The organism is Herbaspirillum sp. RTI4, from assembly GCF_034313965.1.
In the GTDB taxonomy this organism is placed as follows: Bacteria; Pseudomonadota; Gammaproteobacteria; order Burkholderiales; family Burkholderiaceae_D; genus Herbaspirillum.
Genome location: NZ_JAVIWQ010000002.1, coordinates 160,676 through 184,092, shown reverse-complemented (window position 1 = coordinate 184,092; position 23,417 = coordinate 160,676). Strand labels below are relative to the sequence as shown.

Sequence of the window (23,417 nt, the reverse complement as noted above, 5' to 3'; positions counted from 1 at the left end):
AAAGGGCCGCGGTTTTTTTTGTCAAAATGTCCAGTGGCGAGATGCCGTTATCGGCGCAGTGTGTAGAGCTCCCGCGCCACTTCCCGCAACACACTATCCCAGTCGCCCGGCGTCGCTTGCCGGAAAATGCGCATCGACGGATACCACGGCGAATCATTGCGTTCCAGCAGCCAGCGCCATTCGCTGGAATGACGCAGCAGCAGCCATACGGGTTTGCCAAGCGCGGCCGCCAGATGCGCCACGGCAGTATCGACGCTGATGACCAGATCGAGGTTGTCGATCAGTGCGGCGGTATCTGCAAAATCCTGTAAATCTGATCCCAGTAAGGCAAAGTCGGGCATGGTTTCGGCTAATGCCAATTCGCTGGCCGGAATGTCTTTTTGCAGGCTGTAAAAAATCGGAAGCGAAGAATTCCCCGAGCCAGTCATTGCTTGCATTGCCGCTGGCACGATGGCGTTCCAGCGCTCCAGCGGCAGATCGCGGCTGCGGTTAACCGGGCCGTATTGCCTCCCGGCCCATGCCAGGCCGATGCGCAAACTATTGCTATTTTCTATTGGCAAACGCTCGCGCCACGCGGCGCTCAGCATCGTATCGGCGTGCAGGTAAGCGGAGGATGCAGGGATGGTATTTTGCGTGTCGGCCAGCGCCAAGGGCAGGCTCATCAGCGAGCAATGCAGATCGTGTTCCGGCAGCACGGCCGCATTGGCGCTGACCACGATCCCGTATTCAGCCTGCAACGGTTGCAGCAAGGTCAGCAGCGGCGCAGGCACGCGCAGCAGCACCTGCCCGGGCGGATTGGCTTGCTGCGCCAATTGCGCCGCCAGAGCGACATAGCGTACGAACTGCAGGGTATCGCCGAGACCTTGTTCTGCCCACAGCAGCAGACGCTGGCCGGCGAGCGGGTAGTCGCCCAGCCACTGCGGCGCTTTGCTCGGCAAGTGGTGCGCTTCCAGTTGTGCCGTCTGCCAGCGGGCTTCGTGCTGCTGCCAGCCACGCGCGTAATCGCCGGCGAGCAGCAGGCACTGTGCCTGTTCCAGTTTGGCTTCGGCAAAATGCGGACGCAAGGCCAGCACTTGCTGATAAGCGGCCACTGCTTCGTCCAGCCTTTGCATTTTTTGCAGGGTATTGGCGCGGTTGAACATGACTGCCACCTGATCCGGCAGCGCGGCGAGAACGGCGTCGTATTCGGCCAGGGCGCGTTCAGGTTGATCCATTGCCAGCAGCAGATTGGCGCGCCGGTTGCGTGCTTCGGCGTTCTCCGGCAGCGCGGCCAGCACGGCGTCGTAATCGGCCAGCGCAGCGGCGTGGCGTTCCATTCTTGTCAGGATGGCGGCGCGATGGGCGCGGGCATCCATGCTGTCGGGGGTATCGGCAAGTTGTTGTTCGGCGTGCGCCAGCGCGAGATCGAGGGCGGCGTCGCGCAGCTGCCGGGCTTGCTCCAGTTGCGGGCTGTAGCGCATGGCCAGATCAAAGCAATCGATGGCTTCTTCGTGGCGCTGCGCGTTTTGCAGCAGCGTGCCGCGGCGCATGAGCGCCGGCAGAAATACGGGGTCGAGAATCAGCGCCCGGTCCATGCAGGCCAGCGCAGCGTCGATGTCGCTTTGCTGTTCCAGCACGATGCTTTGCATCATGAATTCGAGGAGGTGTTGCATGTTGGCAATCGTCGTCATGATGAGAGTCAAAAGAAGAAATGTTTACGTCGGCCGTCGGCCACCAGTGACGCGTTCGATACCGGCCAGATCGCACCAGCTTTGCACTTCGGTCCAGGCGGCGTCGCTGAGCAAGGCGCGCACAGCAGCCGACTGGTCGTAGCCATGTTCCAGCAGCAGCCAGCCATGAGCGGCCAGATGTGCTGGCGCGCCGTCGATGAGGATGCGCAAGGCAGACAAGCCGTCGCCGTGATCGGTCAGCGCGGTGAGCGGCTCGAATCGCAAATCGCCCTGTTGCAGGTGATGGTCGTCGGCGGCGATATACGGCGGGTTGGAAACGATGATGTCGAAGCAGCGCTCGCCTAAGGCGTCGTACCAGTTGCTGAGCAGGAAATCGATGCCCTTGGCGGGCGCAGTTAAATGGCGTGCGGCGTTGCGGGCGGCCACTTCCAGCGCCGTTGCGCTGGCATCGAGCGCGCTGATTTGCGCATCGGGACGGGTATGCGCAATGGCCACCGCAATCGCGCCGGAGCCGGTACCCATGTCGAGCAACTTGCCGGCAGGGGGCAGATGCGTCAGTGCCAGTTCCACCAGCAATTCGGTATCGGGGCGCGGAATCAGCACCGCTGGCGTGACTTCAAAATCGAGTCCGTAAAATTCACGCTGACCAACCAGATAGGCGATGGGTTCACCTGCGAGGCGACGCTGGAAGAGGGCAGAAAGCTGTTCTGCATCGGCAGCGGCGATCAGCTCTTCCGAGCGGGTGATGAGTTGGATACGCGTCCAGCCCAGCACATGGCTGGCCAGGATGCGTTTTTCCAACGGTATGAGTGGCACAGCTTGCAGCAGTGCGGTGAGACTTTGTTCGCCGCTGTTGATCGGCGTGTTTGCCCGCGCATTGTTCAAATTATCCGGCAGGGATTCGTCAGCCATGGCCCGGCCGACTTAGCGCTGACGCGCCAGCGCAACCAGCAAGACGATGGAGACCAGAACGAAACCGAGCAGCGACCATTGCGGCACCGACAAGCCCAGGGTCGTTCCATAGTCGGTCGTGCACAAGCCATCGACCTGAAACAGAGCCGGGAATAATTTGGCAGTGGGCAATTGATTGAGCGGTGTTTCCAATGGATCGACGCCGCAGGTAGTGCCCGGATGCGCCTTGACCCAGATATGCCAGCCTGCCGCGCCGACACCGCCCAGTGCCAGCAGCCCGGCCAGATTGCCAGCGACGCGCGCAACGCCCGTCGGCAGAAAAGCGCCGAGCAGGCAGAGGATGGCGATCAGGGCGTAAATATAGCGCTGGATAATGCACAGCGGGCAGGGAGCCATTTCTTCAACGATTTGCAAATACAGCGCAGCGCACAGGCACAGGATGCACAGCAGGGCGGTCAGTAGCAGGGCAGGTTTCATGGTTGTTCTCGGTTTCATGCATGCTCCTGGACAATGGTGATGCGACGGAATATTGACTGGCTCGTATTGTATGTCAGGCGGTGCAGGCTGCGCAGTTTGACCGGCTTGCAGCCGGATCCTTCGATACGGGATTTCATCCCTACTCAGGACGAACGGTATCTGGATATTCCAACCTGAACGCCAGGATATGGGTATTCCAACCCGACAAAATGGCGTCTGCATCTTCCCCCTAACTGTCCCACTCCCCATTCGTCCTGAGCAGGGGCATCGCTCCGTATCGAAGCGAACGGTATCTGGATATTCCAGCCTGAACGCCAGGATCTGGGTATTCCAACCCGACAAAATGGCGTCTGCATCTTCCCCCTAACTGTCCCACTCCCCATTCGTCCTGAGCAAGGGCATCGCTCCGTATCGAAGCGAACGGTATCTGGATATTCCAACCTGAACGCCAGGATATGGGTATTCCAACCCGACAAAATGGCGTCTGCATCTTCCCCCTAACTGTCCCACTCCCCATTCGTCCTGAGCAGGGGCATCGCTCCGTATCGAAGCGAACGGTATCTGGATATTCCAACCTGAACGCCAGGATATGGGTATTCCAACCCGACAAAATGGCGCCTGCATCGTCCCCCTAACTGTCCCACTCCCCGTTCGTCCTGAGCAGGGGCATCGCTCCGTATCGAAGCGAACGGTATCTGGATATTCCAGCCTGAACGCCAGGATATGGGTATTCCAACTCGACAAAATGGCGTCCGCATCTTCCCCCTAACTGTCCCACTCCCCGTTTGTCCTGAGCAGGAGCATCGCTCCGTATCGAAGCGAACGGTATCTGGATATTCCAACCTGAACGCCAGGATATGGGTATTCCAACCTGACAAAATGGCGTCTGCATCTTTTCCCTAACTGCCTCACTCCCGTTCGTCCTGAGTAGGAGCATCGCTCCGTATCGAAGGATCCGGCTGCAAGCCGGTCTGGTGGTGAGTACTCGCTGCTCCCGCTAAAAAACCGAATTAGCCCTCATCACCCAACGCAGCCAGCAGTTCCGCCTGGTGCTCGGTGATGAGCGCATTGGTCAGATCGGCCAGGTCGCCATCCATGATGAAGTCGAGCTTGTACAGCGTCAGATTGATGCGATGGTCGGTCATCCGGCCCTGCGGGAAATTGTAGGTACGGATGCGTTCGCTGCGGTCGCCCGAGCCGATCAGCGACTTGCGGGTGGCGGCTTCTTTCGATTGTTGCTCGCGCAACTGGACATCTTTGATACGCGCCGCCAGCACCTTCAATGCGGAAGCCTTGTTCTTGTGCTGACTGCGATCATCTTGGCACTCCACCACGATGCCGGTCGGCAGATGGGTGATGCGCACGGCGGAATCGGTCTTGTTGATATGTTGCCCGCCCGCGCCTGAAGCACGGTAAGTGTCGATGCGGATATCGGCCGGATTGATGCTGACGTCTTCGACTTCATCGGCTTCCGGCATGACCGCTACCGTGCAAGCGGAGGTGTGAATGCGGCCCTGCGTTTCGGTGGCCGGGACGCGCTGCACGCGATGTCCGCCGGATTCGAATTTGAGTCGGGAATATGCGCCGAAACCGGCAATGCGCACGATCACTTCCTTGTAACCGCCGACATCGGAATCGGAGGCCGAGACCATCTCGACCTGCCAGCGATTGCGTTCGGCGAAGCGGGTGTACATGCGCAGCAGGTCGCCGGCGAACAGTGCCGATTCGTCGCCGCCGGTGCCGGCACGGATTTCCAGAAAAATATTGCGCTCGTCGTTGGGGTCTTTCGGCAGCAGCATGGTTTGCAGTTCGCCTTCCAGCGCTTCCATGCGTGCTTTGGCTTCGGCGATTTCTTCGAGCGCGAATTCTTTCATCTCGGGATCGCTCAGCAATTGCTGGGCGGTGTCAACGTCGTCACTGGCCTGAGTGTAGCTGTCGTATAGCACGACGAGCGGCTCCAGCTCGGCATGTTCGCGTGTCTGCTTGCGGTAGGTGTCCATGTTGGCGGTCGCGTTTTCCTGCATCAGTAACTGGCCTAGCTCTTGCTGGCGCTGGGCGAGCTGGTCGAGTTTGGAAAGCATGGAAGGCTTCATGGGGTATCTCTGGAAAAAGGGGAGTCGGGGGAATCGGGGAAATCGGAAGGGACTGCGGCAGCGCCGCCCCGGTCAGTAGCGGGCGGGGTAAGGAGCGGGAAGCAGGGAGCTAACGCCGGGTGCGGAATAGTTGCGGCAACAGCGTCGCCAGACGTGCGCGTTCGTCGCCTTGCGCATGGTGCAGCGCTTGCTGCGAGCCATGCAGAAATTTGGCCGTCAGTCCCTTGGACAGGGCTTCCAGCACGGCATCCACGTCGTCGCCGCGCGCCAGCATTTTTCGGGCGCGTTCCAGCTCGGCAGTACGCAGATGTTCGCCGGTTTCATGCAGTTCCTGAATCACCGGCACGACAGCGCGATTGTCGATCCAATGCATGAAGGACTGCACCCGGGTTTCGATGATGGTTTCTGCCTGTGATACGGCCGCCTGCCGGTTTTCCATGCCGGTTTGCACCACGGCGCCCAGATCGTCGACGGTGTACAGAAACACGTCGTCAAGGCGACCGACTTCTTCTTCGATATCGCGCGGTACGGCCAGATCGACCATGAAAATCGGTTTGCGGCGGCGTTCTTTCACGGCCCGTTCGACCAGTCCCAGACCGATGATGGGCAGTGAGGAAGCGGTGCAGGAGATGACGATATCGAATTTTGCCAGTTGCGATGGCAGGTCGGCCAGACAGATGGCGGTGCCGCTAAAACGGTGCGCCAGCGTTTCGCCGCGTGCCAGCGTGCGGTTGGCGACGGTCAGTGATTTGGGGTTTTGCGCGGCGAAATGGGTGGCGCACAGTTCTATCATTTCCCCTGCGCCGATGAACAGCACATGCTGTCCGGTCAGGGTATCGAAGATGCGTTGTGACAAGCGTACGGCGGCGGCGGCCATCGATACGCTGTGCGCGCCGATGTCGGTCGTGGTGCGCACTTCCTTGGCGACGGCAAACGTGCGCTGGAACATTTGATGCAGGTAGGTCCCGAGTCCGCCGACAGCTTCCGCATGGCGCACGGCATCTTTCATCTGCCCCAGTATTTGCGGTTCGCCCAGCACCATGGAATCGAGGCCGGAGGCGACGCGGAAGGCATGACGCACGGCATTGTCTTGCGGCAAGGCGTACAGGAAGGGACGCAGTTCGGCGTAGGGAAGGCGGTGGTAATCGGCGAGGAAATGCGCGGTCTTGTCGATCGCTTCGTCTACTCCTGACAAAGCACCGGCGGCATACAGTTCGGTACGGTTGCAGGTGGACAAGATGGCCGCTTCGCTGGGCGCGCCTTCGGTTTCTCCGAACCAGGAGCGCGCTGCCGCGACCGCCTGACCGAGAGAGTCGAGCGGAAACGCCACTTTTTCGCGCAGAGAAACAGGCGCGGTAGTGTGGTTGAGGCCAACGGCAAGCAGGTGCATGTGAGGGAAATCCAGCGCAAAGTCAGACTTCATTATACTGCCGACGTACTTGTCCCAGTTTCTGTGGGGTCTATTCTCTCCAGGCGGTAGCCGTAGCCATACACCGGCATCAGGCGGAAACCGTGGTGCGGCTGCAATTCCAGTTTGGTGCGCACGCGCGACATATGGGTGTCCAGCGTGCGTGAGGAGGGTTGATCCTCACCCTCACCCGGCCACAGGTTTTCCAGAATGAAGGCGCGTGACAGAGGACGGTCCAGATGGCGAAACAGCAGCAGCGCCAGATCGAACTCTTTTTGCGTCACGACTACCGGCACGCCGTTACGGGTCAGGCTTGCGCCCGGCCACATAAAACGGAAGATGCCGAAACTTTCCTGCTGCGGCAGGCTTTGCTGCGGATAGGCGCGGCGCAGCAGGATATCAATTCGCAGCAGCAGCGCATGGCGGCGCAACGGTGCGATCACGAAATCGTCGGCACCGGCTTCCAGCGCCGCTAGCAACGCTTCGCTATGCCCGCGTTCGGCGATCAATAAGACGGGAATCGAGGCCGCACGACTCCAGCGCAGCAGAGCGTCGCGTCGTGCCGTGAGTGCGGGCAGGGCGACGATCAGCAGCGAAGGCGCATCTTGTTGCAGTTGTTGCAGCAAGCCCGCACCGCTGGTGTAGTGGCGACAGCGGCGACCTTCCAGCATGTGCAGGAGCTGGTCGCTGCGTTGCGGGTCGTCATCAAGGAGCGCGAGATTAATGACGAAACTGCTGACGAAACTACTGACGGAATTACTGACAGAATTACTGAGGGAATTCATGGCGACGTTCATAGCGGCGTTTGTGGCAGCATTCGTGACGTGGAGAGATGGCCCCGGGTGCTTGCCGCGATGATGCGTGCAGAGTCATGTCGCAGATGGATGGCACTTGCCGCGTATAGCGGCAGTCGCCATTGAACATTCAATCGACGTCGGGCAGCACCACGTTGACGTCGAGCACTTCCAGGTTGCCCTGTCGGTCCAGCGAAATCTTGATGTCGTCGGCGCTGACCTTGGTGTATTTGGAAATCACCTCGATCAGTTCCTTGTGCAGTGCCGGCAGGAAATCATATCCCTGACCCTGACGACCGCCGCGTTCGCGGGCAATGATGATCTGCAGGCGCTCTTTGGCGGCGCTGGCAGTTTTGGTTTTTGGGGGGAACAGGAAGGAGAGCAGGGCCATGCTTATTTCCCTCCAAAAAAGCGTTGGAGCAAGCCCGGCTTTTCGTAGGAGGTAAAGCGCAGTTCGACTTCTTCACCGAGAAAGCGCGACACCAGATCCTGATAGGCCAGCGAGACATCGGTGTCCTTCATGTGGATCGCCGGATTGCCTTGGTTCGAGGCATGCAGCACCGATTCCGATTCAGGGATGATGCCGATCAGCGGGATGCGCAGAATTTCCTGCACGTCGGTATAAGACAGCATTTCACCGGCCTCGACCCGTTTTGGCGAGTAGCGCGTGATCAGCAAATGTTCCTTGACCGGTTCGCCGCCGTTGAGCGCGCGTCGCGATTTGGCTTGAATGATGCCGAGGATGCGGTCGGAATCGCGCACCGACGATACTTCGGGATTGGTCACGACGATGGCTTCGTCGGCGAAGGTCAGTGCCATCACTGCACCGTGTTCGATGCCGGCGGGAGAATCGCAAATGATGTATTCGAAGTCCATGGCGCGCAGATCGTCGAGCACCCGTTCGACGCCTTCTTCGGACAGAGCGTCCTTGTCGCGTGTTTGCGAGGCGGGCAGGATGAACAGGTTGTCGCAGTGTTTGTCTTTGATCAGCGCCTGATTCAGCGTGGCTTCCTTGTTGACCACATTGATCAGGTCATACACGACGCGGCGTTCGCAGCCCATGATCAGATCCAGATTGCGCAGGCCGACATCGAAGTCGATAACCACGGTTTTATGGCCGCGCATGGCCAGACCGCTGGCAAAGCTGGCGCTGGACGTGGTCTTGCCTACGCCGCCTTTGCCTGATGTCACAACAATAATTTTTGCCACAAAAAACTCCTTAAGAAATCAATTCAGATTGTTGCTATGTCAGATTGTTGCTGCGGTCAGGCTGCGGGTAACGGTAAGACGTCTATGCGTTCGCCAACCAGTCGCACCTGCACCCGTTGCCCCGCCAGTTCGGCCGGGACGCCGTTATCGAAGGTGCGGTACACGCCGGCGATGGACACCAGCTCGGCTTCCATGCGGGAACAGAAAATGCGGGCTTCGGTATTGCCGCTGGCACCGGCTAATGCCCGTCCGCGCAGTGGCGCGTAGACGTGAATGTTGCCATCGGCAATGATTTCCGCGCCATTGTTGACGGCCGCCATAACGATCAGGTCGACGCCGCGCGCGTAGATGCGCGTACCGGCGCGCACCGGGGTGTCGATGATCATGGCGGCGCCGCTGGGCGCAGCCGCTGCGGGAGCAACGGGTGCCGCTACCGGGGCAGCGGCCTTAGGCGCGGCAGGTGCTGGAGTGGAAACCGTATCAATGCTCAGTCCGGCGGCCACGATGGCCGCATGCCGTTGCGGCGCAGCGTTGCGCACGGCGACGGCATGCAAACGATAGCGTTTGAACAGGGCCGTCAGTTCCGCCCAGTCAATAGCGGCGTCGGATTCCAGTGCGCCAATATCGAATATCGCAAATTCATCTTCGAAAAAATCGGCGCTGCCGCCGGTCAGCTTGTCGAGCGCCAGTTTCAGCTCGGCCGGGTCAGTGGCGTGCAGCAGCGCGGCAACGGCAACGACAGTTGCAATTTTAATTTCGATAGGGGAACGGTGTTTTTGCATGGGCACAGAAAAAAAGCCGGAATGGACCGGCAGACATTACAAGAGTTCGGGAAGTGGCGCGGAAGACAATGCGCCAGCTGTTGAAGCTGCATTATACCGTCAGGCGAGGGGCAAGAAGGAGAGTTGGCGGCAGTGTGAGGTCTGACGCGTACGCAAGTGGCGCTTAATCTGCGCCGCTCGCGAGCTTCGTCCTGTTTGCCTCCGCTTCGCGCGGACAAAAAAAGGCCCGACAACATGCCGGGCCCTGATCGAAAACTGACTGCGAATTTACTACGAAATCACTGCCGCTTTGCTTCAGATTTACTTCGGCAGGCTACCTTCCACGCCCTGCACCAGCCAGTTGAAACTCATCATCTCGCCGATCGGCAAGACACTGCCGGCGACGACTTTGGTGATGCCCGCATTGTCTTTCAGCGGGCCACCGAAAGGCATCAGCGTACCGTCAACGATGGCTTTCTTTTTCTCGGCGAACAATTTGGCGACATCGGCCGGAACAGACGGGTTCAGCGCCGACAAGGTCACCAGATTTTCCTTGATGCCCCACAGCGTTGCGCCGGATTTCCAGGTGCCGGCCAGTTCGCGTTTGACTTCCTGGCTGTAATACACACCCCAGTTTTCGGTATTGGCCGTCAAATGCGCTTTAGGGCCGTATTTCGCCATGTCGGTATCCCAGCCGAAGGCGTACACGCCTTTTTCCTGAGCAACCTGAACGACGGCGGGCGAGTCGGTATTTTGCGCCAGCATGTCGGCACCTTGCGCGACCAGCGTTTCAGCGGCCTGACGTTCCTTGCCCGGGTCGTACCAGGTGTTAACCCAGATGACCTTGGTCTTGATCTTGGGATTGACGCTTTGCGCGCCCAAGGTATAGGCATTCAGATTGCGCACCACTTCCGGTATCGGGAAGGAACCGACGAAGCCCAGTGTGTTGCTCTTGGTCATCTTCCCGGCGACGACGCCCAGCAGATAAGCGCCTTCGTAGAAACGGGTTTGATAAGTCGCCATGTTGGGACCGGTCTTGTAACCAGTGGCGTGTTCAAAATGCACCTTCGGGAACGCCTTGGCGACTTTGGCCGTGGCATCCATGTAGCCGAACGAGGTAGTGAAAATCAGTTGATTGCCATCGACCGCGAGCTGACGAATGACGCGTTCTGCATCGGCGGTTTCAGGCACGTTTTCGACATAGGTCACTTTGATCTTGCTGCCGAATTCTTTTTCGATGGCCAGACGACCCTGGTCATGCTGGAAGGTCCAGCCGCCATCGCCGATGGGGCCGAGATAGACAAACGCAACTTTTAAAGGATCGGCGGCCTGCGCGACAGGCAGGACGGCGAACATCAGTCCGGCTCCTGCTGCCAGGGCTGCCAGTGTGGGACGTAGACGCAACATAGGGACTCCGATAAATGCCAAACATTGAAGAAGGAAGCACTGATTAAGTTGCCGGGCGGCGCAATCCGGGTGGGGAAGATTGCGCCGCTCGTCGTACTTGCTCACCAGTTCTTTGCATTACTTGAGGAACAATGCCCGCAGGTGTGCCGGGCGAAGACGACGATGATAGCGCTTAGAAGTGGTATTCGGCGCGAACCATCGGTGTTTTTGCCAGTGAGCCTTTGACGCTGGCCAGATTGCCGAACTTGTTGCGCCAGTATTCATACTCAACACCAAGGCGGAAGGTATTCTTGCCAGCGTTGACCAGCGAACTCAGGTCATACATGAGCTTGCCGTCGAAATGCGTTTCAGGAGCTGTGCCGCCGCCGAATTCATTCTGGCCTTTGGCGCCGATGTAATCGAAATAACCTTCAAAGGCAAACTTGGTGTCACCCAGAGGAATGCCCCAGGCCACGTCCAGCATAGGATGCAAACGGTAGGTATAGCGGCTGGAGACGCCGACCGGCTGGTTACTTTCGCTGAGCATCAGCAGGCTGGTATTGAGAAAGCCGGGGACGTCCAGCATCAGCGTCGGGCCAAAAACCAGCATCCGTTTTTTAGATGAGTAACCGGTATCGTTTTTGGTATTCCAGTCGAAACCGACGGTCGCGCCGTAGCTGCGGATATAGCCGTATTTCAGATCGGTGCCAAAGACTTTGCCAAAGTCGACCGTGTTGCGATAAACCAGATAGGCTTCCTGCGCGCCGCCGCTGCTGGCAGCCGGGTCTTTATTGTCTGACTGCAACAGATCGAGGTTGATGAAGTTGGTACCGTATTTATAGCCGCCGACATGGGTGAAATTGATGATGTTCTTGCTGATGTCGTTCCCGTTGAACGGCTCTGCAAATTTGGTGCCGTAACGATAGCCGATGGAGGTGTCGCTCCATTCCTCTGCGCTGGCAGGTGTGGCGGCAGCCAGTATGACACCGGCGGCGAACAGGCTCACGCCGAATTTGAATGCACTTGCCGAAAACTTCTTCTTCATGACTTTCCCCGATCTAAGTAAGTACAACTTACGGCATCAACAGCGCCGCTCCCTGTGGCTATTTTTTATTAATTTATTCATCTTCCGGTCAGTGCTGACCTTGCACTGCCCCGTTTGCTGCACTTGCCAAAAGCTTCCTGGAGATTTCTTTGGCAGAACCTGGGTCCTGAAAAATTGCCTCCAATTCCGCAAAAGGATTGTTAGCAATTGCTGTGCCAACTGGCGGCAGGGTAGCCGGGGTGGGTGAAGCGACAATAAATGGTCGCTTGCGGTGCGTCAAGCGCTGAAACGGATGCTGTTAGCCGGATTTGCGCCTTATCGGTGCATTATCTTGTGTTGCCGAGCGGAAAAATGATTCTGATTGGATAGATTGTTTTCAATTTAATTTAACTATTGTTGTAAATGCGTGTATTTTTTGTTGCGTATGTTGTTGGTGATTGCCGCAAAATGTTGGCGGCATTCCCGCAGTAAGAGGCAGGGGGAGTCCCATCAGGGGCTGGAAGCATCTTTTTTCCTGGGTGAATAAACACAGTCAGCAGGTACTATAAGCAACTGGCCGGCGCAGACTCGTTTTGCGTGCGACCGGATTGCTGGCATAACAATTGCGTTTTCAGAACAATCAAACCAGACAGGTGCGTGCATGACTGAAACTATCCTTGCCCCAGCGCGACTCACGCTGACCGGCATTACCAAGACTTACCCGACGGTCGTTGCCAACGACCATATCGACCTGACAGTGCGGGCCGGAGAAATCCACGCCGTGCTCGGTGAAAACGGCGCCGGCAAAAGCACGCTGATGAAAATCATCTACGGCGTGACCCGGCCCGATGCCGGCAGCGTGCTGTGGGAGGGGCGCTACCAGAACATCAGCACCCCGGCGCAGGCGCGGCGACTCGGCATAGGCATGGTGTTCCAGCACTTCTCTCTGTTCGAAACGCTGACCGTGGCGGAAAACATTGCGCTGGCGCTGGACGTGCAAATGCCGCCTGCCACGCTGGCAGCACGCATCCGCGCCGTATCAGAAAAATACGGCCTGCCGATCGACCCCGCCCGGCTGGTGCATAGCATGTCGGTGGGCGAACGGCAGCGCGTCGAAATCGTGCGCTGTCTGCTGCAGGAACCCAAGCTGCTCATCATGGATGAACCCACCTCGGTGCTGACGCCGCCGGCAGTCTTGCAACTGTTCGAGACGCTGCGCCAGCTCGCCAGCGAAGGTTGCAGCATTTTGTATATCAGTCACAAGCTCGATGAAATCCGCGCCCTGTGCGATAACGCCACAGTCTTGCGCGGCGGTCGTGTCAGCGGCAGCGCCATCCCGAAAAACGAAACCAACGCCAGCCTGGCCGAAATGATGATCGGCGGCGAACTGAGCGCCTGTCATTTAACGCCACGCGAACCGGCCGAAGTCAGACTGGCCTTGCAGGGTTTATCGCTGGTCACGCCGGACCCCTTCGGCACGACGCTCAAAGATATCCACCTGTCGGTGCGCAGCGGCGAAATCGTCGGCATCGCCGGTGTGTCCGGCAACGGACAAAAAGAATTGCTCGCCGCGCTATCGGGCGAAACGCTGTCGCCGTCGCTGGCGATGGTGGAATTGATGGGGCAGCAAGCGGGTAAGCTGGGGGCCGCACAACGCCGCAAGCTGGGCCTGAGTTTTGTGCCGGAAGAGCGGCTCGGACGCGGCGCAGTGCCGGCCATGAGCCTGTCCGACAATGCCCTGCTGACCGGCTCGCACGAAGGCATGGTGCGGCATGGTTTGGTGCGCGGTGCGGTCAAGCGCAGTTTTGCCGCCGAAGCGATTCGTCGCTTCAAGGTCAAGTGCGGCGGCGAAGATGCGCTGGCCTCCAGCCTGTCCGGCGGTAATCTGCAAAAATTTATTGTCGGCCGCGAAACCATGCTGCACCCCAAGGTCATGATCGTCGCCCAGCCAACATGGGGGGTCGATGTTGGTGCCGCGCAGTTAATCCGGCAAGCCCTGATCGATTTGCGCGATCAGGGCGTGGCCTTGCTGGTGATTTCGGAAGAGCTGGATGAATTGTTCATCCTCAGCGACCGCATTTGCGTGCTGGCCGAAGGCAGACTCTCGCCGCCGGTGCGACTGGCCGACACCAGCATCAGTCAGATCGGCATCTGGATGAGCGGCAAGTTCGACGACGCCGCTCCAAACGCAACTACCGCTCCCACAGCCTCCCTCCCCACGAATCAGGAGCAGCCAATTGTCTAAGCTCGAACGACGCCCGGTCCCCTCCGCCATCATGCGCATTACCTCGCCGCTGATCGCCGCAGCAGCGATGTTTGCCACCGGCATTATCATTTTCCTTATCCTCGGCAAAGACCCGTCGCAGGCGTTTTATGTGTTCTTCGTCAAACCCATTGCCACCATGTACGGCATGGGCGAATTGCTGCTCAAGGCAACGCCGCTGATTCTGTGCGCGCTCGGGCTGGCGCTGGGTTTTCGCGCCAACGTCTGGAATATCGGCGCGGAAGGTCAGCTCACGATGGGTGCCTTGGCCGGTGGCGGCGTGGCTTTGTGGCTGGGCGATTCGACGGCCGCATGGGGCTTGCCACTGATGTTGTTAGCGGCGGTGCTGGGCGGCATGTTGTGGGCGGCGATTCCGGCGTTCTTGCGCACGCGTTTCAACACCAGTGAAATTCTGGTGACGCTGATGCTGGTCTATGTGGCGCAGCTGGTGCTGTCGCTGCTGGTGCATGGGCCGTGGCGCGATCCGCAGGGCTTTAATTTTCCGCAATCGAAGGCCTTCGGTGATGCGCAGCTGATACCGATTCTGATCGAAGGCACCCGCACCACCTGGGGCTTTGTGCTGGCCTTGCTGTTGGCGGCGGCATCCTGGTTTTTTTCGGGTAAAACCTTTGCCGGTTTTCGTATGCAGGTGGCGGGACTGGCTCCTGCCGCTGCGGCCTATGCCGGTTTTTCCGAGAAGCGCAATATCTGGATCGCCCTGCTCATCAGCGGCGCGACTGCCGGTCTGGCCGGGATCTGTGAAGTGGCCGGGCCTATCGGGCAGTTGCAGGCGCAGATTTCGCCCGGCTATGGTTTCGCCGCGATTATCGTGGCCTGGATGGGACGTCTGCATCCGGTCGGCATTGTCCTCGGCGGCTTGCTGATGTCCTTGTTGTATCTGGGCGGCGAGTCAGCGCAAATGCAGCTGGCGCTGCCTTCCGCGATCACTGGTTTGTTTCAGGGCTTGCTGCTGTTTTATTTGCTGGCAGCGGACCTGTTCATTCATTTCCGTCTCAAGCGCAGCACGCCGCCCACGCGTTCCACTGCGCCGGATGCCCCGCTTGCTGCTCCAGTCACCGCCATGAAAGAAAGCGTATGAGCGCCCTCCTGCCCGTCATTGCCAGCACCGTCGTGGCTGCCACCCCCTTGATTTACGCTGCGCTCGGTGAAACGGTGGTGGAAAAAGCCGGCGTCCTCAATCTGGGCATTGAGGGCATGATGCTCATCGGTGCCGTGGCCGGATTCGCCGCTGCGCTGGCCAGTGACAATGCCGCCGTCGGTTTTGTGGCGGCCGCTTTCGCCGGGATGGCGATGTCGCTGATTTTCGGCGTGCTGGTGCTGACGCTGCAAGCCAATCAGGTCGCCAGCGGACTGGCGCTGACGCTGTTCGGCATCGGCCTGTCGGCCTTCGTCGGACACGATCTGGCGGGTACGCCCTTGTCGGGACTGAAGGGCATTCATCTGCCGGTGTTGTCTGATATTCCGGTGCTGGGGCCGCTGCTGTTTCGCTACGACATCATGGTGTATTTATCGCTGGCAGCGTTTGTCGGCATTCACTATTTTCTTAACAGAAGCCATGCCGGTTTGAAGCTGCGCGCGGTCGGTGAGTCGCCGGCAGTGGCGCATGCGATTGGTCATCCGCCTATTGTGATTCGTTATCTGGCCGTGATGTTCGGCGGTGCCATGGCCGGTGTTGCCGGCGCTTATTTATCGATTGTGCAAACCCCGATGTGGGTCGAAGGCATGACCGCCGGCAAAGGCTGGATCGCGCTGGCGCTGGTGGTGTTCGGCACCTGGAAACCCTTGCGCGTGGTCATGGGGGCATACCTGTTCGGCGGCGTGACGGTGCTGCAACTTTATGCCCAGGGTTTCGGGTTGGCGGTGCCGACCGAATTGCTGTCGATGCTGCCGTATGTGGCGACGATTGTGGTGCTGGTGATTATTTGCCGCGATCCGAAAACCATCATGCTCAATCAACCGGCGTCGTTAGGGAAGAGTTTCCATCCTGATGCGTGAGTGAGGAGGGCGGTTCGACCGGCTATCGCCGGATCCTTCGATACGCCCTGCGGGCTACTCAGGACGAACGGTCTGGGGCGGGGTAGTAGTGCGCTAGTAGGGGACGAACGGTCTGGGGCGGGGTAGTAGTGCGCTAGTAGAGGATGAACGGTTTGGGGCGGGGTAGTAGTGCGCTAGTAGAGGACGAACGGTCTGGGGTGGCGTAGGAAGTGCGCAAGTAGAGGATGAACGGTCTGGGGCGGGGTAGTAGTGCGCTAGTAGAGGACGAACGGTTTGGGGCGGGGTAGTAGTGCGCTAGTAGGGGACGAACGGTCTGGGGTGGGGTAGTAAGTGCGCTAGTAGAGGATGAACGGTCTGGGGTGGGGTAGTAGTGCGCTAGTAGAGGATGAGCGGGTTGTGGTGCCGTGCGCGAGTAGAAGGCGAGGGGTCTGTGTATTTCTACGCAGGTTGGAATCTTGTTTGCGGGATATTAATACCTGCCCATGATTCTTTTCCTGCTCGCTATGACTCTCCTCCCGTTCGTCCTGAGTAGCCCGCAGGGCGTATCGAAGGATCCGGCTGCAAGCCGGTCGGAAAATGGGCGAATCGAGGGTGCGGTTTTCAGTCTTCAGGTTCGGACTGACTAGTCTTCAGCCGCGCGGCTTCACGCACCGCATCGGGGTTAAGCGCCAGTCCGCGCGAACCTTCCAGCTTGGCCGTCAGATGTTCGGCCACCGTCACCGGCGCATACAGCGGCGGATGCGTGTCGTCGGTACAACCGGGCAGGCAGGAGATCAGCGCATCGGCGTTGCCGTCATGGAAGTAGGCGGCTGAACGGCGGCGCACCATGCGGCCTGCGGCATCCACCGGCGCCAGCACGCGGTGCATGGTCGAGCGCCAGCGGTCGTTGGTCCAGCGCGCCAGCATGTCTCCCAGATTAATCAGCAATGCACCGGGCGCGGGGGTGACGTCGTGCCATGTGCCGCCGCTATCGAGAATCTGCAATCCGGGCGTGACCCTGTCGGCCCACAGGATGGTCACGATGCCGTAATCGGTATGCGCACCCATGCCCATTTGTCCCGCTTCCAGCCGCTGATCGGCCGCCGGCATCTGGTAATGATTGATGCGCAGCATGTCGACGGAATGGTCGGTGTAGTCGATGAAGTAGGTTTCGGGCAAATCCAGCGCGACCGCGAAAATCCGTGTGAGCCGGTGCGCCAGTGCGCCGGCATGGTCGAACCAGTTCTGTACCTGTTGTTGGAAGGCGGGGGGCTGATCAGGCCAGATATTGGCGGGATAGTCACGCGCCGACAGCTTCAATGCGGGAAAGGCGGATGCCTGAGTGCCGACGTTGAAGGCTTCAAACAGATCGGCCGGCGAGGTGACGCCCAGACTGTAGCTGAGACGTTCGCTGAGCGGGCCGTTGTAGCCGCGATTAATATCCACCGAGGGCGGTTGCCAGGCCAGTTTTTGCTGCGCCGGCAAACTGAAAAATCCATCAATGGCGCTCTGCAAGCCGACGATTGCGCTATCTGGAATGCCGTGGCCGGTAATCTGCATGAAGCCGACTTCGCGTGCGGCGCAGTCGATCTGCGCGGCGACGGCTTGCTTTTGTGCCGCGTCGCCATGCTGGAACGGGGTGATATCGATCAGGGGAACGGTAAAGGCGGGCGTTTGCTGGTCAGCAATAGGGGCGTTCATCTGCTTGCCTTTTGGCGGAGAGGGAAAGTCGGATAGACGCAAGCACTATGCCACTTGGCATGCCTTACGTTGTGCGCGAAGAAATACTCAGATCGTCAACAATGCGGCAGCCAATGCGCAACAAGTTGGTGAGCGCCTTCACCGCAATCGGGCAGTTGCACCGTTTTGCGGCGAGCGGTAATGGAATCAGAACTCGCTAAATGCCGTCCGGCCGATAGGGATGGTAGGCATGCCAGTGGCGGGCGATATCGATGCGGCGGCAAATCCAGACATGCTCCTTGGTTTCCAGATAATCCAGAAAGCGCTGCAAGGCACGGAAGCGTCCCGGCCGGCCCAGCAAGCGGCAATGCATGCCGACCGACAACATCTTCGGCGCGTTCAGACCTTGCGGATCGCCTTCCTCGTACAGCACATCAAAGCTGTCTTTCAGATACGCATAAAAATGGTCGGCGGTATTGAAGCCCTGCGGTGAAGCGAAGCGCATGTCGTTGCTGTCGAGCGCATAGGGCACGATCAGATGCGGATGGCGGCTACCATCACTGAGCTGCACTTCGGTCCAGAGCGGCAGGTCGTCGCCGTAATAATCGGAGTCGTAAATGAAGCCGCCGTGTTCGACCAGTAGCTGCCGGGTGTGCGGCGAATCGCGTCCGGTGTACCAGCCGAGCGGCGCGGTGCCGGTCAGTTGGCGCAGAGTTTCCACGCCGATGCGCATGTGTTCGCGCTCGGTGTCGATATCGACTTCCTGATAATGCAGCCAACGCCAGCCGTGGCAGGCGATTTCATGGCCGAGTTCGCCGCAGGCTTGCGCTAAATCGGGATGACGCTGCAAGGCCATGGCAACGCCGAAGACGGTTAGCGGCAGGTTGCGTTTTTCAAATTCGCGCAGGATGCGCCAGACGCCCGCCCGCGATCCGTATTCGTACAGCGATTCCAGCGACATGTGCCGCGCCGGGTAGGAGGCCGCGCCGATGATGTCCGACAAAAACTGTTCGGAACCGGCGTCGCCGTGCAGCACATTGCTTTCGCCGCCTTCTTCGTAATTGAGGACGAACTGCACCGCGATGCGGGCGCTGCGCGGCCAGCGCGCATGCGGTGGACGGCGACCGTAGCCGATCAGGTCACGCGGATAAGGGTCACGCGGATAAGGCTCACGCGGATAAGGCTCAGGCAGTTTGGCATTCACGATATGGATTTCCCCAGGACATTGCGCAGGTCGAAGCCTTCGCTGGCTTCCGGCTGTACGCGTTCTTCACAATGCTGCAAATGGTGTGCCATGTGATGCTGGGCTTGTGCGAGGTCGCCTTTTTCCAGCGCGCTGAGAACGTCGTCGTGTTCGTCGAAGGAGCAGGCGTTTTGTCCGGGCGCGTCGATGTTGGCGATCAGCAGGGTGGTGCGCGATACCAGCCGATGCAGGGCGTCGACCAGCAGCGCGTTGTCGGTCAGCATCGCCAGTTCCAGATGGAAGCGCGCCGACAGTCGTATCCACGTCGGGCGGTCGCCGCGCTGATGCGCTGCGCGTTCTTCGTTGACCAGCTTGCGCAGCGCCGCCAGTTGTCGGGTGCCGGCATGGCTGGCGACTTTGGCCAGCGCCGCATGTTCCAGAATGTTGCGCATCTCAAACATGTCTTTCGCTTCCTGGCTGGAAGGGCTGGCAATGAACGCGCCGCGATTGGCTTCCAGGTCGACCAGACCTTCGGTGGAAAGGCGCGTGAGCACTTTGCGCACCGTGTGGCGCGCGGTACTGTAGATCTGGCACAAGACCTGCTCTGTCAGTTTGGTCCCGGGCGGCAAACGGTGTTCCATGATGGCGTCGTAGACGTCCTGATACATGTGCTCTTCCGTGACGCTGGACTTAGGTGATTTTTCTTCGGGGACAGGGATGCGGGACATAGAGATAAGAGGAGTGAGAAGAATTGGATGGCAAATTGTGAATTAAAAATAAAATATTGTCGACAATAATGCTGGAAATTTGTTATTAAAGGATGTCTGGGATTGCATTGCGCAGTAATTTAGTCAGAGGTTCTTAACTATTGTTGTGGTTTTGACCAAAAATTGTTGAGCGGCACGCGCCGCCACGCTGGGGAGAGAAAGAAATGCTGGAAGCCTATATTTTCGATTGGTTGAATTTGCTGTTGCGCTGGTTGCATGTGATCACGGCAATCGCCTGGATCGGCTCATCGTTTTACTTCGTCTGGCTCGACAATAGTTTGCTGCCGCCGGAAGACCCTGCCTTGAAAGCCAAGGGCGTGGGCGGTGAATTGTGGGCGGTGCATGGCGGCGGTTTTTACAATCCGCAGAAATATCTGCTGGCACCGAAGAAGCTGCCGGCGCATCTGCACTGGTTTTTCTGGGAAGCCTATAGCACCTGGTTATCGGGCTTTGCCTTGTTTTCCGTGCTGTATTTGTTCAATGCCAAGACCTTTCTGGTCGATCCCGGCGTCATGCCGATGGCGGCCTCGACCGCAGTTGCTGCTGCGCTGGGGTTTCTGGCGGCCGGATGGCTGCTGTATGACGCCGTATGCCGCGTGTTCGGCGACCGCAGGCACGGCGATAGGATCGTCGGCGTGTTGCTGGTAGTGCTGGTGGCGGCCGGTGCCTGGCTGGCATGCCATCTGTTCGCCGGTCGCGCTGCATTCCTGTTGATGGGCGCGACGCTGGCCACCATCATGAGCGGCAATGTGTTTTTCTGGATCATTCCCGGGCAACGCAAAATGGTGGCTTCCATGCGTGCCGGCAATGCGCCCGACCCTATCCACGGCAAGCGCGGCAAGCAGCGCAGTGTGCACAACACGTATTTCACCCTGCCGGTGCTGTTTGCGATGCTGTCGAACCACTACAGCATGACTTACGCCGCGCCGCATAACTGGGTGGTGCTGCTGGCGATCATGCTGGCGGGTGTGCTGGTGCGGCAGTTTTTTGTGTTGCGCCATAAGGGCATCTTCAAACCGGGGTATCCGATTGCGGCCGTGGTGGTGCTGGTCGCGGTAGCGGTCTGGATTGCCCCGCAACCACCTGCTGCGACGGCGGCTCCGGCGCAGGGGGAAGTCAGCTTCGCCACGGTGCAAGCCATCATTGCCGGTCACTGCCTGCAATGCCATGCCGCCAAACCGAGCATGATGCCGGTGCCGGGCAAGGGTGTGGTGCTGGAAGACAAGGCGGCGATATTGCAGCATGCGCAAATGATTTATCAGCAGGTGGTGGTGCAAAAAAGCATGCCGCTGGGCAACCTGACCCATCTTAGCGATGAAGACCGACGCGTGCTGGGCGAGTGGTATGAGGCAGGGGCAAAAGGAGAGTAAGGGGCGCTTTTTTCGGGGGAGGTGATACTTGTGGGCGTCGCTTTAAACCCGGGCCGGCAGGTGGGGGTGTTGTCCGACCGGCTTGCAGCCGGATCCTTCGATACGGGACTACGTCCCTACTCAGGACGAACGGGAAATGAGTGCTGCCATCTACCGCCTCAACCTACCACCCGTCACCCGCCACCCGCCACCCGCCACCCGCCACCCGTCACCCGTCACCCGTCACCCGTCACCCGTCACCCGTCACCCGTCACCCGTCACCCGACACCCGCCACCCGCCACCCGCCACCCGCCACCCGCCACCCGCCACCCGCCACCCGCCACCCGCCACCCGCCACCCGCCACCCGCCACCCGCCACCCGACACCCGACACCCGACACCCGACACCCGACACCCGACACCCGACACCCGCCACCCGCCACCCGCCACCCGATGCCCGATGCCCGATGCCCGATGCCCGATGCCCGATGCCCGATGCCCGATGCCCGATGCCCGATGCCCGATGCCCGATGCCCGATGCCCGATGCCCGATGCCCGATGCCCGATGCCCGATGCCCGATGCCCGATGCCCGATGCCCGATGCCCGATGCCCGATGCCCGATGCCCGATGCCCGATGCCCGATGCCCGATGCCCGATGCCCGATGCCCGATGCCCGATGCCCGATGCCCGATACCCGATACCCGATACCCGATACCCGATACCCGATACCCGATACCCGATACCCGATACCCGATACCCGATACCCGCCACCCGCCACCCGCCACCCGACACCTGACACCTGACACCCGTCACCCGCCACCCGCCACCCGCCACCCGCCACCCGCCACCCGACACCCGACACCCGACATCCGCCACCCGCCACCCGCCACCCGACCATATTTTCTACCGTTCGTCCTGAGTAGGAGCATCGCTCCGTATCGAAGGATCCGGCTGTAAGCCGGTCTGGCGCAAACACACTATTGCCGCGACACGCGACAATCGCTGTGGTGTTCAGGATGGCACAGCAAGGTACTTGTATAAGCTGCAACACCGGTTTTCAGGTGAAAACCCGTGCGCTACGATGTTCCGTTATCATTGCGCGTTGTCCAGTCTGAAAGATAGCAATGGCTCATGCTTGCGGCGTCGATTTTGGCACTTCCAATTCCACCGTCGGCTGGCAACGGCCGGGGCAACACGCCCTGCTGCCGCTGGAAGACGGCAAATCCACGATTCCCTCCGTGGTGTTTTACAACGCCGACGAAGAGCAGTTCAGTTACGGCCGCGCCGCGCTGACCGAATACCTCGCCGGCTACGAAGGCCGTCTCATGCGGTCTCTGAAAAGTCTGCTCGGTTCGGGGCTCATCGACGGCCAGACCGAAGTCGGCGGACAAGCCCTGCCGTTCCGCGACTTGCTAGGAAAATTCATCGGCGAACTCAAGCGCCGTGCCGAACAGGCTGCTGGTCGCGAATTCACGCAAGCCGTGTTCGGACGCCCGGTATTTTTTATCGACGATAACGCCGCTGCCGATAAACAGGCGCAGGACACGCTGGCCGAAATCGCGCTGTCGGCCGGTTTCACCGACATTGCTTTCCAATACGAACCGATTGCCGCCGCCTTCGATTACGAATCCACCATTGACCGTGAAGAACTGGCGCTGATCGTCGATATCGGCGGTGGCACCTCCGACTTTTCGCTGGTGCGTTTGTCGCCCGCGCGCGCGCGCAAGGCCGATCGGCGCAGCGATATTCTGGCTACCGGCGGGGTGCATATCGGCGGTACTGATTTCGATAAATACCTGAGTCTGGCCGCTGTCATGCCGGGACTGGGACTGGGCGGCTTGCTGCTCAACGGCACGGAAGTACCGTCCGCGCCGTACTTTAATCTCGCCACCTGGCACACGATCAATCTGGCCTACACCCGCAAAGCGGCGGAGCAGTTAAAAGACGTCTACCGCGAAGTGCGCGAGCGCGACAAGTTTGCGCGTCTGATTGATCTGGTCGAACAACGTGCCGGTCACTGGCTGGCCTTGCAGGTGGAGGCCGGGAAGATTGTGCTTTCCGATTCCCCGACCGCTCAGCTATCGCTGGATCGCCTGACGCCGCCGGAAATGATTCATCTGAGCCGAGAGCAGTTTCACACCAGCATCGCGCCACTGATTTCGAATGTGGAAAACACCGTCGTGCGCTTGCTGAGCGACGCCGGTGTAGCAGCCGATCAGATTGATTCTGTGTTTTTTACTGGTGGTTCCAGTGGTGTGTCTTTGCTGCGGCAGCGCATTGCCGCCGTGGTGCCGCAGGCGCGGCAGGTGGAAGGCGATCTGTTTGGCAGCATCGGCGCCGGACTGGCGCTGGATGCGGTGCGGCGTTTTAGCTGATGCTGCCGTTATAAAGGGCAGTATGGTGGTGCTGGTCTCTCCCAGCCGCACCACCTACCGCTCCTCCTAC

At 59.6% G+C, this 23,417-nt stretch carries 20 protein-coding genes; 5 read left to right on the top strand and 15 right to left on the bottom strand.

All coding sequences use genetic code 11. The annotated features are described in order from the left end of the window. Positions 1 to 47: 47 nt before the first annotated feature. The 11 genes from RGU70_RS01040 to RGU70_RS00990 form a co-directional block, all read right to left on the bottom strand. A complete protein-coding gene (locus RGU70_RS01040; RefSeq protein ID WP_322207576.1) occupies positions 48 to 1,652 on the bottom strand; it encodes a tetratricopeptide repeat protein in 1,605 nt (534 codons plus the stop codon). A gap of 42 nt (positions 1,653 to 1,694) precedes the next feature. Further along, entirely contained in the window at positions 1,695 to 2,582 is an 888-nt protein-coding gene (prmC, locus tag RGU70_RS01035; protein WP_322207575.1) for a peptide chain release factor N(5)-glutamine methyltransferase, read from the bottom strand. A 12-nt stretch (positions 2,583 to 2,594) separates the two neighbouring features. After that, positions 2,595 to 3,077, bottom strand: a complete 483-nt coding sequence (locus tag RGU70_RS01030; RefSeq protein WP_322207574.1) for a disulfide bond formation protein B — start codon at positions 3,075 to 3,077, stop codon at positions 2,595 to 2,597. Between the two features lie 992 nt (positions 3,078 to 4,069). After that, positions 4,070 to 5,152, bottom strand: coding sequence for a peptide chain release factor 1 (gene prfA, locus RGU70_RS01025; RefSeq protein WP_322207573.1), 1,083 nt, complete (start codon positions 5,150 to 5,152; stop codon positions 4,070 to 4,072). 109 nt (positions 5,153 to 5,261) lie between these two features. Further along, positions 5,262 to 6,542 carry a glutamyl-tRNA reductase gene (gene hemA / locus RGU70_RS01020; RefSeq protein WP_322210660.1) on the bottom strand — a complete coding sequence of 427 codons (1,281 nt, stop codon included), beginning with the start codon at positions 6,540 to 6,542 and terminating at the stop codon, positions 5,262 to 5,264. 32 nt (positions 6,543 to 6,574) lie between these two features. Continuing rightward, the gene (locus RGU70_RS01015; protein WP_322207572.1) at positions 6,575 to 7,345 is read right to left on the bottom strand and encodes a response regulator transcription factor; all 771 of its coding nucleotides are present in this window, start codon (positions 7,343 to 7,345) and stop codon (positions 6,575 to 6,577) included. Positions 7,346 to 7,484: 139 nt separating this feature from the next. Next, a complete protein-coding gene (gene minE / locus RGU70_RS01010; RefSeq protein WP_322207571.1) occupies positions 7,485 to 7,745 on the bottom strand; it encodes a cell division topological specificity factor MinE in 261 nt (86 codons plus the stop codon). Between the two features lie 2 nt (positions 7,746 to 7,747). Further along, on the bottom strand, positions 7,748 to 8,563 hold the full coding sequence (gene minD / locus RGU70_RS01005) for a septum site-determining protein MinD (RefSeq protein ID WP_322207570.1): 816 nt from the start codon (positions 8,561 to 8,563) through the stop codon (positions 7,748 to 7,750). 56 nt (positions 8,564 to 8,619) lie between these two features. Then, on the bottom strand, positions 8,620 to 9,345 hold the full coding sequence (gene minC / locus RGU70_RS01000) for a septum site-determining protein MinC (RefSeq protein ID WP_322207569.1): 726 nt from the start codon (positions 9,343 to 9,345) through the stop codon (positions 8,620 to 8,622). Between the two features lie 300 nt (positions 9,346 to 9,645). Continuing rightward, entirely contained in the window at positions 9,646 to 10,731 is a 1,086-nt protein-coding gene (locus RGU70_RS00995) for a BMP family ABC transporter substrate-binding protein (RefSeq protein WP_416186461.1), read from the bottom strand. A gap of 172 nt (positions 10,732 to 10,903) precedes the next feature. After that, positions 10,904 to 11,755: an outer envelope protein gene (locus RGU70_RS00990; RefSeq protein ID WP_322207568.1), complete on the bottom strand. Its 852-nt coding sequence runs from the start codon at positions 11,753 to 11,755 to the stop codon at positions 10,904 to 10,906. 640 nt (positions 11,756 to 12,395) lie between these two features. On the opposite strand from RGU70_RS00990, the gene RGU70_RS00985 reads away from it, so the two are divergent. From RGU70_RS00985 to RGU70_RS00975, 3 genes are read left to right on the top strand one after another with little or no spacing between them, the layout of a single operon-like run. After that, positions 12,396 to 13,979, top strand: a complete 1,584-nt coding sequence (locus RGU70_RS00985; protein ID WP_322207567.1) for an ABC transporter ATP-binding protein — start codon at positions 12,396 to 12,398, stop codon at positions 13,977 to 13,979. A 31-nt stretch (positions 13,980 to 14,010) separates the two neighbouring features. After that, positions 14,011 to 15,096, top strand: coding sequence for an ABC transporter permease (locus tag RGU70_RS00980; RefSeq protein WP_322210658.1), 1,086 nt, complete (start codon positions 14,011 to 14,013; stop codon positions 15,094 to 15,096). Beyond that, the gene (locus RGU70_RS00975) at positions 15,093 to 16,013 is read left to right on the top strand and encodes an ABC transporter permease (RefSeq protein ID WP_322207566.1); all 921 of its coding nucleotides are present in this window, start codon (positions 15,093 to 15,095) and stop codon (positions 16,011 to 16,013) included. The genes RGU70_RS00980 and RGU70_RS00975 overlap by 4 nt, the downstream gene beginning before the upstream one ends. A 600-nt stretch (positions 16,014 to 16,613) precedes the next feature. Here the strand turns inward: RGU70_RS00975 and RGU70_RS00970 are convergent. From RGU70_RS00970 to RGU70_RS00960, 3 genes are all read right to left on the bottom strand, one after another. After that, complete coding sequence (locus RGU70_RS00970; protein WP_322207565.1) at positions 16,614 to 17,693, bottom strand: isopenicillin N synthase family dioxygenase; 1,080 nt, start codon at positions 17,691 to 17,693, stop codon at positions 16,614 to 16,616. Positions 17,694 to 17,889: 196 nt separating this feature from the next. Further along, positions 17,890 to 18,876, bottom strand: coding sequence for an allantoinase PuuE (gene puuE / locus RGU70_RS00965; protein WP_322207564.1), 987 nt, complete (start codon positions 18,874 to 18,876; stop codon positions 17,890 to 17,892). Continuing rightward, positions 18,873 to 19,583 carry a GntR family transcriptional regulator gene (locus RGU70_RS00960; RefSeq protein WP_322207563.1) on the bottom strand — a complete coding sequence of 237 codons (711 nt, stop codon included), beginning with the start codon at positions 19,581 to 19,583 and terminating at the stop codon, positions 18,873 to 18,875. The genes puuE and RGU70_RS00960 overlap by 4 nt, the downstream gene beginning before the upstream one ends. 206 nt (positions 19,584 to 19,789) lie before the next feature. Here RGU70_RS00960 and RGU70_RS00955 point away from each other — a divergent pair, with 206 nt between their 5' ends. Next, positions 19,790 to 20,992: a urate hydroxylase PuuD gene (locus RGU70_RS00955; protein ID WP_322210657.1), complete on the top strand. Its 1,203-nt coding sequence runs from the start codon at positions 19,790 to 19,792 to the stop codon at positions 20,990 to 20,992. 257 nt (positions 20,993 to 21,249) lie between these two features. On the opposite strand, the gene RGU70_RS00950 is transcribed toward RGU70_RS00955, so the two are convergent. After that, positions 21,250 to 22,023: a hypothetical protein gene (locus tag RGU70_RS00950; protein ID WP_322207562.1), complete on the bottom strand. Its 774-nt coding sequence runs from the start codon at positions 22,021 to 22,023 to the stop codon at positions 21,250 to 21,252. A gap of 73 nt (positions 22,024 to 22,096) precedes the next feature. Between RGU70_RS00950 and RGU70_RS00945 the strand changes: the two genes are divergently transcribed. Continuing rightward, positions 22,097 to 23,347 carry an Hsp70 family protein gene (locus RGU70_RS00945; protein WP_322207561.1) on the top strand — a complete coding sequence of 417 codons (1,251 nt, stop codon included), beginning with the start codon at positions 22,097 to 22,099 and terminating at the stop codon, positions 23,345 to 23,347. Positions 23,348 to 23,417 lie beyond the last annotated feature (70 nt).

Bases quoted from the DNA above. Each gene is read 5' to 3' on its own strand.
- RGU70_RS01040 (WP_322207576.1), bottom strand. From the start codon at position 1,652: ATGCAACACCTCCTCGAATTCATGATGCAAAGCATCGTGCTGGAACAG.
- prmC (WP_322207575.1), bottom strand. From the start codon at position 2,582: ATGGCTGACGAATCCCTGCCGGATAATTTGAACAATGCGCGGGCAAAC.
- RGU70_RS01030 (WP_322207574.1), bottom strand. From the start codon at position 3,077: ATGAAACCGAGAACAACCATGAAACCTGCCCTGCTACTGACCGCCCTG.
- prfA (WP_322207573.1), bottom strand. From the start codon at position 5,152: ATGAAGCCTTCCATGCTTTCCAAACTCGACCAGCTCGCCCAGCGCCAG.
- hemA (WP_322210660.1), bottom strand. From the start codon at position 6,542: ATGCACCTGCTTGCCGTTGGCCTCAACCACACTACCGCGCCTGTTTCT.
- RGU70_RS01015 (WP_322207572.1), bottom strand. From the start codon at position 7,345: ATGAATTCCCTCAGTAATTCTGTCAGTAATTCCGTCAGTAGTTTCGTC.
- minE (WP_322207571.1), bottom strand. From the start codon at position 7,745: ATGGCCCTGCTCTCCTTCCTGTTCCCCCCAAAAACCAAAACTGCCAGC.
- minC (WP_322207569.1), bottom strand. From the start codon at position 9,345: ATGCAAAAACACCGTTCCCCTATCGAAATTAAAATTGCAACTGTCGTT.
- RGU70_RS00995 (WP_416186461.1), bottom strand. From the start codon at position 10,731: ATGTTGCGTCTACGTCCCACACTGGCAGCCCTGGCAGCAGGAGCCGGA.
- RGU70_RS00990 (WP_322207568.1), bottom strand. From the start codon at position 11,755: ATGAAGAAGAAGTTTTCGGCAAGTGCATTCAAATTCGGCGTGAGCCTG.
- RGU70_RS00985 (WP_322207567.1), top strand. From the start codon at position 12,396: ATGACTGAAACTATCCTTGCCCCAGCGCGACTCACGCTGACCGGCATT.
- RGU70_RS00980 (WP_322210658.1), top strand. From the start codon at position 14,011: ATGCGCATTACCTCGCCGCTGATCGCCGCAGCAGCGATGTTTGCCACC.
- RGU70_RS00975 (WP_322207566.1), top strand. From the start codon at position 15,093: ATGAGCGCCCTCCTGCCCGTCATTGCCAGCACCGTCGTGGCTGCCACC.
- RGU70_RS00970 (WP_322207565.1), bottom strand. From the start codon at position 17,693: ATGAACGCCCCTATTGCTGACCAGCAAACGCCCGCCTTTACCGTTCCC.
- RGU70_RS00960 (WP_322207563.1), bottom strand. From the start codon at position 19,583: ATGTCCCGCATCCCTGTCCCCGAAGAAAAATCACCTAAGTCCAGCGTC.
- RGU70_RS00945 (WP_322207561.1), top strand. From the start codon at position 22,097: ATGGCTCATGCTTGCGGCGTCGATTTTGGCACTTCCAATTCCACCGTC.